This is a genomic window from Clostridium sp. SM-530-WT-3G, from assembly GCF_012843905.1.
GTDB lineage: Bacteria > Bacillota > Clostridia > Clostridiales > Clostridiaceae > Clostridium.
In genome coordinates, this window is record NZ_JABAGC010000063.1 from 1 (window position 1) to 11,025 (window position 11,025).

Sequence of the window (11,025 nt, forward strand, 5' to 3'; positions counted from 1 at the left end):
TTATACAAAAAAACGGTCGGAACCCTTGAAATATAAAGAAAAATTAAAAAGCGTAGTGTAAACAACTTTACACTATCTATAGAAAAACGGAGGGATATGAAATGAAATTAGATTTTCCAGAAGGATTTTTATGGGGAGGAGCTTTAGCTGCAAACCAATGTGAAGGTGGATATAGAGATGGTGGAAAGGGATTAACTACAGTTGACCTTTGTCCAGCAGGTGAAAATAGAGTAAGCGTAATGAAAGGAAATATCCCTGAATTAAAAATAAAAGATGATGAATATTATCCATCACATGAAGCAATAGATTTTTATCATAGATATAAAGAAGATATAGCTTTATTTGCTGAAATGGGATTTAAATGTCTTAGAATATCTATAGCATGGTCAAGAATTTTTCCAAATGGAGATGAAGAAACGCCAAATGAAGAAGGTTTAAAATTCTATGATTCAATGTTTGATGAAATGATAAAAAATAATATTGAACCAGTAGTTACAATATGTCACTTTGATACTCCTATTGGAATTATAGAAAAGTTCGGAGGATGGAAGAATAGAAAGTTTGTAGATTTCTACTTAAACTACTGTAAAGTAATATTTGAAAGATATAAAGATAAAGTTAAGTATTGGATGACTTTCAATGAAATAAATATGATATTACACTTACCATTTATGGGAGCTGGAGTTAGATTCACTGAAGATGATAATAAACTTCAAGTTATGTATCAGTCAGCGCACCATGAATTAATTGCAAGTGCATTAGCTACAAAACTTGCTCATGAAATCATTCCAGGCTCAATGGTTGGATGTATGCTTGCAGCAGGAGAGTTCTACCCATATACATGTAATCCAAAGGATGTAATGGAAGCTAAGAGAAAAGATAGAGAGAATCTTATGTTTATAGATGTTCAATCAAGAGGTGAATACCCAGGTTATGCAAAGAGACTCTTTAGAGAAAATAACATTAATATAGTAATGGAAGAAGATGATGAAAGAATCTTAAAAGAAAATACAGTTGATTTCATTGGATTCAGTTATTATGCAAGTAGATGTGCATCTACAGATCCAGAAGTATTAAAAGGAAAAACTGCAGGAAATGCATTTAAGTCGGTGAGAAATCCATATGTTAAAGTTTCAGAATGGGGATGGCAAATAGATCCGGATGGATTAAGAATAACTTGTAACAGTCTTCATGATAGATATCAAAAACCTTTATTCATAGTTGAAAATGGCTTAGGTGCAAATGATGTTGTTGAAGCTGATGGTTCTATAAATGATGATTATAGAATTGATTACTTAAGACAACATATTGCAGCTATGAAAGAAGCTGTTTTAGATGGAGTAAACTTAATTGGTTATACACCATGGGGATGTATAGATTTAGTTTCAGCATCTACAGGAGAAATGAAAAAACGTTATGGCTTCATATATGTTGATAAAGATAATGAAGGTAATGGAACTTTAGAAAGAAGAAAGAAAAAGAGTTTTGACTGGTATAAAAAAGTTATAAGCTCTAATGGTGAAGATTTAGAATAAAAATATAATAATTGAGCGTGTTTTATAAATATAATTCAATAATTATTGTAGTTATAAGACTTACAAAAAATGGGGCTGTCGCACTAAATAATTAGTGCACAGTCCTTTTTATATAAGTATGACATAAAGAAACTGTTATATTATAATTAAAAATTCATATTTTCTTTAATACGAATATCTGCCGAAACATAATTTAGCTCATTACTAGGTAAACTTCCAGTAGATAAATAATCAAATAGTATATCTAGGGGCTTGGAACCTTGTATTTCTGGCTGTTGGCAAATTGTAGCCTTTATTATATTTTTATCAAGCATTTCTTTTGTAGTTGGTACATTATCAAAGGCAATAATTGAAATAGAATTTTGTTTGTTAGCAGATATTACAGCACGACAACCACCATATACTCCACCAGCAACAAAAAATAACGCATTAATATTATTGTTTTTTATTAATTCTGAGGTTATTTCAAAGCTTTTAATGTCATCATCATCATTATAAATAGTATTTATAATTTTAATATTAGTATAATTTTTAGCAATACATTCTTTAAAGCCCTCAATACGTTCGCTATGACACATAACATTTTCAGAACCACTAACAATACCAACATTAACTTCACCTTTAGTCACTAAATTCATTAATCCAGCAGCTGTTTTTCCAGAAAGATAATAATTACTTCCAACATAGGCTATTCGTTTAGATCCTTCAATGTCTGTATTTAAAGTAACTACAGGTATATTCATATCAAATAATTCATTAATTTTTTCAGCAATTCTTTTATCATTATATGGTGAAAGAGCAATTCCGTTGATTCCGTTTTTTATGAAATAATCGATGGCCTCTAACTGATATTCAGCCCCCATTGGAATACATTTAATTTCTACAGAGCAATTATAATATTCTAGTTCTTTTTTCTTTTCTTCAATTCCATTTTTTACTTCATCAAAGAATGGATTTGTAGTACCAAATAAAATTACACCTAATTTTATATTCTTTTTTTGAGCACTTAAAATTAAAGCAGCACGATTGGGCTTATAATTAAGTGCATCTGCAATTTCCTTTACCTTGCGGGCAGTATTAGGGTTAACCATGCCTCTATTATTTAGTACACGATCTACAGTACCACGAGACACACCTGCCAGTTCAGCTATTTCTTTTATTGTAGCCATAAAAAAACTCCTAAAATAAGATTTTATATATGGTAAACATATCATAAATTGTTATAAAAGTCAAAAACCGTGCTTGGGCACAAAAAAATAAAAAAATATTAAAAAAGGTATTGCATAAAATGCTGAATAGGTTTACAATAAAAATGTGCTCGAACACAAAATGAATGGGGAGTGTCAAGATGTTATATATAGGTATTGATTTAGGAACATCCGCAGTAAAATTATTGTTAATGGATGAAAATGGGATAATAAAGAATGTTGTATCAAAGGAATATCCATTGTATTTTCCTCAAAATGGATGGTCAGAGCAAAATCCTGAAGATTGGTATAATCAATCTATTGAAGGGATTAAAGAACTAATAAAACCATTTAATAAAGAAAATATTGCAGGAATAAGTTTTGGCGGTCAGATGCATGGTCTTGTACTGTTAGATAAAAATGATGAAGTAATTAGACCAGCAATTCTTTGGAATGATGGACGTACAGATAAAGAAACTAAATATCTTAACAATGTGGTAGGTAAAAAAGCTTTGTCTGATTATACTGCTAACATTGCATTTGCTGGATTTACAGCACCTAAAATATTATGGGTAAGACAAAATGAACCAAATAATTTTAATAAGATAGGCAAAATAATGTTACCTAAAGACTATTTAGCATACAAGCTTAGTAATGTATTTTGTACAGATGTATCAGATGCATCAGGAACGCTTTTATTTGATGTAAAGAATAAATGTTGGTCAAAAGAGATGTTAGATATCTGTGGAATTAATGAATCACAAGTACCACACATATTTGAAAGTTTTGATGTGGTAGGAAATATAACACCTCAAATAGCAAAAGAGCTTGGTTTAAATGAAGATGTAAAAATCATTGCAGGTGCAGGGGATAATGCAGCAGCAGCTATAGGAACAGGAACAGTTGGACATGGTACGTGTAACATATCAATCGGAACGTCTGGAACTATATTTATATCCACTGAAAAGTTTGGGGTAGATGAAAATAATTCATTACATTCATTTGACCATGCAGATGGAAATTACCATTTGATGGGCTGTATGCTTAGTGCAGGTTCATGTAATAAGTGGTGGATGGAAGAGATACTAAAAACAAAAGAATATAATGAAGAATTAAGTAATATAAGAAATCTAGGTGAGAATAAGGTATTTTTCTTACCATATTTAATGGGAGAAAGATCTCCACATAATAATCCAAATGCTCGTGGATGTTTCATAGGTATGAGTATGGATACTACTCGTAAAGATATGTCTCAAGCAGTGCTTGAAGGTGTTGCTTTTGGACTTAGAGACAGCTTTGAGGTGGCCAAGTCACTAGGAATTAAAATAGAAAGTACTAAGATTTGTGGTGGTGGAGCTAGAAGTGATTTATGGGTAAAAATAATTGCAAATGTTTTAAATATAAATGTAGAAAAAATATCAATTGAAGAAGGGCCAGCATTAGGAGCAGCTATGTTAGCAGCAGTTGGATGTAAGGAATTTAAAACTGTAAAAGATGCAGTAGATAAAATCGTAAAAGTGGTTGAAATAGTTAAACCTGATCCGGATCTTGTTTCAAAGTATGATATTGCATATAGCAAATTTAAGAAAATATACCCTACAGTAAAAGAATTATATGATGAATTAATATAGTGGAGGGATAGCATGAAAATTTTTAGTGTAAACGATAACGAGTTTAGAAAGTATGGACGAGTAATTAAGAATTATGAATTTAAAAGTATTTTAAATAAAATGAAAAATATTGAATGTCCCGAGGAAGTAGTATATGAAGCTTCAGTTAAAACTTTAGAAGACACTGAAGATATGAAGGTTTTATCTAATGAAGTATATGGTGGAATGCCAATACAAATAGGATACTGCAATGGACATAACAATAAATTGAATGCTTTAGAATATCATAGAGATAGTGAGATTAATATAGCAGCCACTGATTTAATATTGCTTCTTGGTTTCAAACAAGACATAAGTGATGATTTTAAATATGATAGTTCAAAAATACAAGCATTTTTAGTGCCAGAAGGAACAGCAATAGAAGTATATGCAACAACTCTTCATTATGCACCTTGTAATGCTAATGAAAATGGATTTAAGTGTGTAGTTGTTTTACCAAAGGGAACAAATACAGAAATTGATTATTCTTTTTCTAAAGAAGGAGAAAATGAATTATTATTTGCTAGAAATAAGTGGCTTATAGCTCATAAAGATGCAAATATAAGTAATGCCGTAAACGGAATAAATGGAATAAATATAGAATTATAAGAAGAGAGGATGTTTTATTATGAATAATATGCCAAAAGTAAAAATAGGAATAGTAGCAGTAAGTCGTGATTGTTTTCCAATGTCACTATCAGAAAATCGCCGTAAAGCAGTTGTTCAAGAATATAAGGAAAGATATGGAGAAATATTTGAATGTCCAACATGTGTAGAAAATGAAATCCATATGAGACAAGCTCTTAAAGAAATAAAAGATGCAAACTGTAATGCATTAGTAGTTTATTTAGGAAACTTTGGACCAGAAACTTCAGAAACTTTATTAGCCAAAGAATTTGGTGGTCCAGTAATGTTTATAGCTGCAGCAGAGGAAAGAGGAGATAAGCTTTTAGATGATAGAGGAGATGCTTATTGTGGTATGCTTAATGCCAGTTACAATCTAAAACTTCGTAATATAAAAGCATATATACCAGAGTATCCAGTAGGTACAGCTAGTGAATGTGCAGATATGATACATGAATTTGAACCAATAGCTAAATCAATTATTGGTTTACAAAATTTAAAAATAATTTCATTTGGACCTCGTCCACAAGATTTCCTTGCTTGTAATGCTCCAATTAAACAACTTTATAATTTAGGAGTAGAAATAGAAGAAAACTCTGAACTTGACCTATTTGAAGCATTTAATAAGCATGAAGGCGATGCGCGTATACCAAGTGTTGTTAAAGAAATGGAAGAAGAACTTGGAAAAGGAAATAAGAAACCTGAAATATTATCAAAGTTAGCTCAATATGAAATTACATTACTTGACTGGGTAGAAGAACATAAAGGATCTCGTGAATTTGTTGCTATAGCAGGTAAGTGTTGGCCAGCATTCCAAACTCAATTTGGATTTGTTCCTTGCTATGTTAATAGTCGTCTAACATCAAAAGGTATTCCTGTATCTTGTGAAGTTGATATATATGGAGCACTTAGTGAGTTTATAGGGACTGTTGTAAGTAACGATACAGTTACATTATTAGATATAAATAATTCTGTTCCAAGAGATATGTATGATGAAGAAATAAAATCTAAATTTGAATATACATTAAAAGATACATTTATGGGATTCCACTGTGGAAATACTGCATCAAGTAAATTATCTTTCTGTGAAATGAAATATCAAAAAATAATGGCTAGATCTTTACCAGAAGAAGTTACACAAGGTACTTTAGAAGGTGATATAATCCCTGGAGATATAACATTCTTCCGTCTACAAAGTACTTCGGATTCAAAATTACGTGCATATATAGCACACGGTGAAGTTTTGCCAGTAGCTAGTAGATCATTTGGAGCTATAGGAGTATTTGCTATACCAGAAATGGGTAGATTCTATCGTCACGTATTAATAGAAAAAAATTATCCACACCATGGTGCTGTAGCATTTGGTCATTATGGAAAAGCATTATATGAAGTATTTAAATATTTAGGTGTTTGTGTTGAAGAAATAGATTATAATCAACCAAAATCTGAACGTTATAAAACTGAAAATCCATTTTATAGATAGAAAAGAGGAAGATTTGATATGAGATTTTTTTTAGATACTGCAAACGTAGAAGATATAAAAAAAGCAAATGATACAGGAGTTATATGTGGAGTAACTACTAATCCATCGTTAATTGCAAAAGAAGGCAGAGTATTTGAAGAAGTAATTGCTGAGATAGCAAGCATAGTAGATGGCCCAATAAGTGGAGAAATAAAAGCCACAACAGAATATGCAGAAGAAATGATTAAAGAAGGACGTGAAATAGCTAAAATTCATCCTAATATGGTTGTAAAAATACCAATGACAATAGAAGGTTTAAAAGCTTGTAAAGTTCTAAGTAGTGAAGGTATAAAAACTAATGTAACATTAATTTTTTCAGCAAACCAAGCATTACTTGCAGCGAGAGCTGGAGCAACTTATGTATCACCATTTTTAGGAAGATTAGACGATATATCTGAACCAGGCATAAACCTTGTAAGATCAATAGCTGATATATTTTCTAAATATGATAACATAAATACTCAAATAATTGCAGCATCTGTGCGTAACCCAATACATGTAACTAATTGTGCTCTTGCAGGTGCAGATATAGCAACAGTACCATATTCAGTAATAGAGCAAATGGTAAAGCATCCCCTTACTAATCAAGGAATTGAAAAATTTAAAGATGACTATAAGAAAGTATTTGGTGAATAAATATGACAAAAGATGAAGAAAGAGAATTAAGCTTAATAGCATGTAATGTCCGTAAAGGGATAATTGAAGGGGTATACAATGCACATTCAGGACATCCAGGTGGAAGTCTTTCAGCAGCAGATTTGTTTACATATTTATATTTTAAAGAGATGAACATAGATTGTAAAAATCCTAAAGCTGATAATAGAGATAGATTTGTTCTTTCTAAAGGTCATACAGCACCAGGACTTTATTCAGCACTTGCTAATAGGGGATTTTTCAAAGTAGAAGATTTAAAGACTTTAAGAAAAATAGATAGTTATTTACAAGGACACCCTAATATGAATACTGTACCAGGAATTGATATGAGTACAGGAAGTTTGGGACAAGGAATTTCAACAGCTGTAGGAATGGCTAAGGGAGCTAAATATAGAAATTTAGATTGTAGAGTTTATACTCTTTTAGGAGACGGAGAAATAGAAGAAGGGCAAGTTTGGGAAGCTCTTATGTTTGCTACTCATTATAAATTAGATAATCTTTGTGTAATTATTGATAATAATGGATTACAAATAGATGGAAAAATAGATGAGGTAATGAGTCCTTACCCAATAGTAGAAAAATTAAAAGCATTTGGATGTGAAGTAAAAGTAGTAAATGGACATAGCTTTAATGAATTGGAAGAAGCATTTGAATTAGCTAGAAAAACTATGGGAAAACCATTTGCAATAGTCATGAAAACTATTAAGGGAAAAGGTGTGTCATTTATGGAAAACCAAGTAGGATGGCATGGAAAAGCACCTAATAAAGAAGAATATGATAAGGCTATGAAAGAATTGTCTGAAGAGTATGCAAGATGGGAGGCTAGATAGATGACAGCACAAGTAAATGAAATAAAAAAAATTGCTACTCGTGATAGTTATGGAAATGCACTAGTTGAGTTAGGCAAAATAAATAACAATCTTGTAGTTTTAGATGCTGATCTTGCTGCGGCTACAAAAACAAGTATATTTAAAAAAGAATTTAATGATCGCCATTTTGATTGTGGTATTGCAGAACAAAATATGGTTTGTGTAGCAGCTGGTATGAGTACAATGGGCCTTGTTCCTTTTGTAAGTACATTTGCAATGTTTGCAGCAGGAAGAGCATTTGAACAAATTAGAAATACTATTTCATATCCACATTTAAATGTTAAGATAGGGGCTACTCATGGTGGTATATCTGTAGGAGAAGATGGAGCTAGTCATCAATGCTGTGAAGATTTTGCATTAATGAGAAGTATCCCAGGAATGGTAGTATTATCACCTTCAGATGATGTTGAGGCTAGAGCAGCTGTAAAAGCAGCATATGAATATTATGGGCCTGTATATATACGTTTTGGAAGAATGGCAGTTCCAGTTTTTCATGATGAAGATAAATTTAAATTTGAAATTGGTAAAGGTGAAATTTTAAAAGATGGAAATGACGTTGCTATTATTGCTACAGGAATTATGGTGAATGAGGCAGTTGAAGCAGCTAAAAGATTAAAATTAGAAGGAATAAATGCACGTGTTATAAACATATGTACAATAAAACCATTAGATGAAGAGCTTATTTTAAATGCAGCTAAAGATTGTAAAAGGATTGTAACTTGTGAAGAGCATTCAATAATTGGGGGATTAGGCGATGCAGTAAGTGGATATTTATCTCAAGTAAATCCAGTTATTATTAAAAAGATAGGTGTAAATGATGAATTTGGTCATTCAGGACCAGCTAAGGATTTATTAAATCAATTTGGACTATGTGCAGATAACATTATTGAAGTAGTTAAACAACTTCTAGAATAATAACTTAAATAAAATTAAATATAAAACATAACTTATAAAGTTATGTTTTATATTTAGCAAAGAACTAGAGTAAAGTATAATAATAAGATTAATATGCAAATGGTAATTTTGCAACGTCAAAGTAAAGGTTTACATTTTAAAGGAGATGTATAGGAGGAATTTAATATGGATATTAATGCACAAGAAAGTATACAATCATTGAATATTAAATCTAGTTTGAAAAGTGAAAAAGTATCTTTAAGAGAAAAATTATGTTATGGAGTGGGAGATGTTGGTGCTAACTTAGTTTGGACTACAGTAGCATCCTTTCTATTAATATATTGCACTGATGTGGCAGGGTTATCAGCAGGTATACTTGGAACAGTAATGTTAATAGCAAGAGTATTTGATGGTGTTTCAGATTTATTCATGGGAATTCTTATAGATAAAACTAATACAAAATGGGGAAAAGCTAGACCATGGGTATTATTAAGTGCACCACCACTAGCAATTAGTTTGGTTATGATATTCTCAATTCCTAATATGAGTGATACAAAAAAGATGATATATCTTCTTATTGTATATATTTTTATGGCTGCAGTATGTTATACAGCAAATAACTTAGCTTATAATACAATGCTTTCATTAGTAACAGTAGAACAAGATGATAGAAACACAATGAATTCTATACGTTTTACATTAACAATGATAGCTCAACTAGTAATAAATGTTGTTACAATACCAATAGTTAGCCATTTTGGAGGAAATCAAAAGGCTTGGACTACAATGAGTATAATATATGCTATAATTGCATTTATTGCATTTACAACAACATTTGTAGGAACAAGAGAGAGATATAAACCTATTGTTAAAAAAGAAAGTCAAAATAAACAAAAAACTCATCCATTAAAAACATTTAAAATTCTTTGCAAAAACAAGTATTTTATATTATTAACTATAGCATTTTGTATTATATATATATCTTTAGCACTTACAAGTGGTTCAAGAATATATTATGCAAAGTATATTCTTGGAAATGAAATGATAAATAGCTCTATAACAATTTTTAATTATATACCAACAATATTAGCAATGATGATTATGCCGATGTTTACTAAAAAAGTCGGAAAGATAAAAGTGTTATTTTCAGGATACATATTCTATGCAATAGGATTTGTAATACCAATATTATCACCAACTAATGTTCTTATGATATATGTTGGATCAGTATTTCAAGGTATAGGTCAAGCAGCATTATATTCTTGTTTATTTGCAGTAGTAGGAGATGTTGTAGAATATAGTGAATGGAAAGATGGAGTACGTGAAGAAGGTTTGACATATAGTGTTACAAGTTTTGGAATGAAATTTGGTACTGGATTAGGAACAGCTGCTTTAGGTTGGATATTAGCATTAGGTCACTATGATGGTACAGCATTAGTACAATCAGCTTCTGCTATTATAGCAATAAAAACATTATTCTTATATCTTCCTTTAATAATAACGGCTATGGTTTTAATTATATGGTATCTATTCATGGGAATAGATAAATTATATCCAACAATTCAAAAAGATTTAGAGGAAAGAAGATTAAGTAATAAAACAGAAATTTAATTTAAAAAGATACTGGATTGTTTAATTCAGTATCTTTTTTGATTATTTGGTGAATAGTTTTTAAAATATCGAGAAAAATAAAAAAAGAAATTAAAGTTTTATTATTGACAATAAAAAAAATATAGTTATAATTAAATTATCGGTTGAATAAAATTAAATTTTATTTGATTAAATTTTAAATCATTAAATGATAGAGGTTGTTATGGATAAATATGATGTTTTAAAATTAGATAATCAGCTTTGTTTTCCACTATACGCGCTATCAAGAGAAATAATAAAATTATATAAACCTTATCTTGATAAATTAAATCTTACATATACTCAGTATGTTGCAATGCTAGTAATATGGGAAGAAAAAAAGATAGTGTTTAAAGAGCTTGGAAAAAAGCTTCACTTAGATTCTGGTACTCTTACACCAGTATTAAAAAAACTTGAGTCTATGGGACTTATAGAAAAGTATAGAACAAAGGAAGATGACAG

The 11,025-nt window shown here is 30.4% G+C and carries 10 protein-coding genes; 9 read left to right on the top strand and 1 reads right to left on the bottom strand.

Features of this window, described 5'->3' with window-relative positions; genetic code table 11:
• The first annotated feature begins 101 nt into the window (after nt 1–101).
• The gene (gene ascB / locus HF850_RS14740) at nt 102–1,535 is read left to right on the top strand and encodes a 6-phospho-beta-glucosidase (protein ID WP_169106186.1); all 1,434 of its coding nucleotides are present in this window, start codon (nt 102–104) and stop codon (nt 1,533–1,535) included.
• A gap of 146 nt (nt 1,536–1,681) precedes the next feature.
• Here the strand turns inward: ascB and HF850_RS14745 are convergent, their stop codons facing one another.
• Nucleotides 1,682–2,704: a LacI family DNA-binding transcriptional regulator gene (locus HF850_RS14745; RefSeq protein ID WP_169106187.1), complete on the bottom strand. Its 1,023-nt coding sequence runs from the start codon at nt 2,702–2,704 to the stop codon at nt 1,682–1,684.
• Nucleotides 2,705–2,883: 179 nt separating this feature from the next.
• Between HF850_RS14745 and xylB the strand changes: the two genes are divergently transcribed.
• From xylB to HF850_RS14785, 8 genes are all read left to right on the top strand, one after another.
• A complete protein-coding gene (xylB, locus tag HF850_RS14750; protein ID WP_169106188.1) occupies nt 2,884–4,353 on the top strand; it encodes a xylulokinase in 1,470 nt (489 codons plus the stop codon).
• 12 nt (nt 4,354–4,365) lie between these two features.
• A complete protein-coding gene (locus HF850_RS14755) occupies nt 4,366–4,980 on the top strand; it encodes a DUF4867 family protein (protein ID WP_169106189.1) in 615 nt (204 codons plus the stop codon).
• A gap of 19 nt (nt 4,981–4,999) precedes the next feature.
• The gene (locus HF850_RS14760; RefSeq protein ID WP_169106190.1) at nt 5,000–6,478 is read left to right on the top strand and encodes an L-fucose/L-arabinose isomerase family protein; all 1,479 of its coding nucleotides are present in this window, start codon (nt 5,000–5,002) and stop codon (nt 6,476–6,478) included.
• Between the two features lie 18 nt (nt 6,479–6,496).
• Nucleotides 6,497–7,153 carry a fructose-6-phosphate aldolase gene (gene fsa, locus HF850_RS14765; protein ID WP_169106191.1) on the top strand — a complete coding sequence of 219 codons (657 nt, stop codon included), beginning with the start codon at nt 6,497–6,499 and terminating at the stop codon, nt 7,151–7,153.
• A 2-nt stretch (nt 7,154–7,155) separates the two neighbouring features.
• Nucleotides 7,156–8,001, top strand: a complete 846-nt coding sequence (locus tag HF850_RS14770) for a transketolase (protein ID WP_169106192.1) — start codon at nt 7,156–7,158, stop codon at nt 7,999–8,001.
• Nucleotides 8,002–8,955, top strand: coding sequence for a transketolase family protein (locus tag HF850_RS14775; RefSeq protein WP_169106193.1), 954 nt, complete (start codon nt 8,002–8,004; stop codon nt 8,953–8,955).
• Between the two features lie 165 nt (nt 8,956–9,120).
• Nucleotides 9,121–10,545 (top strand): glycoside-pentoside-hexuronide (GPH):cation symporter, encoded by a 1,425-nt coding sequence (locus HF850_RS14780; RefSeq protein WP_169106194.1) that lies wholly within the window; start codon nt 9,121–9,123, stop codon nt 10,543–10,545.
• Nucleotides 10,546–10,747: 202 nt separating this feature from the next.
• The coding region (locus HF850_RS14785; protein WP_169106195.1) for a MarR family transcriptional regulator at nt 10,748–11,025 on the top strand (278 nt) is incomplete at its 3' end.

Coding starts and splice junctions, on each gene's coding strand:
- HF850_RS14755 (WP_169106189.1), top strand. CDS start 4,366: ATGAAAATTTTTAGTGTAAACGATAACGAGTTTAGAAAGTATGGACGA.
- xylB (WP_169106188.1), top strand. CDS start 2,884: ATGTTATATATAGGTATTGATTTAGGAACATCCGCAGTAAAATTATTG.
- HF850_RS14745 (WP_169106187.1), bottom strand. CDS start 2,704: ATGGCTACAATAAAAGAAATAGCTGAACTGGCAGGTGTGTCTCGTGGT.
- ascB (WP_169106186.1), top strand. CDS start 102: ATGAAATTAGATTTTCCAGAAGGATTTTTATGGGGAGGAGCTTTAGCT.
- HF850_RS14760 (WP_169106190.1), top strand. CDS start 5,000: ATGAATAATATGCCAAAAGTAAAAATAGGAATAGTAGCAGTAAGTCGT.
- HF850_RS14775 (WP_169106193.1), top strand. CDS start 8,002: ATGACAGCACAAGTAAATGAAATAAAAAAAATTGCTACTCGTGATAGT.
- HF850_RS14780 (WP_169106194.1), top strand. CDS start 9,121: ATGGATATTAATGCACAAGAAAGTATACAATCATTGAATATTAAATCT.
- HF850_RS14770 (WP_169106192.1), top strand. CDS start 7,156: ATGACAAAAGATGAAGAAAGAGAATTAAGCTTAATAGCATGTAATGTC.
- fsa (WP_169106191.1), top strand. CDS start 6,497: ATGAGATTTTTTTTAGATACTGCAAACGTAGAAGATATAAAAAAAGCA.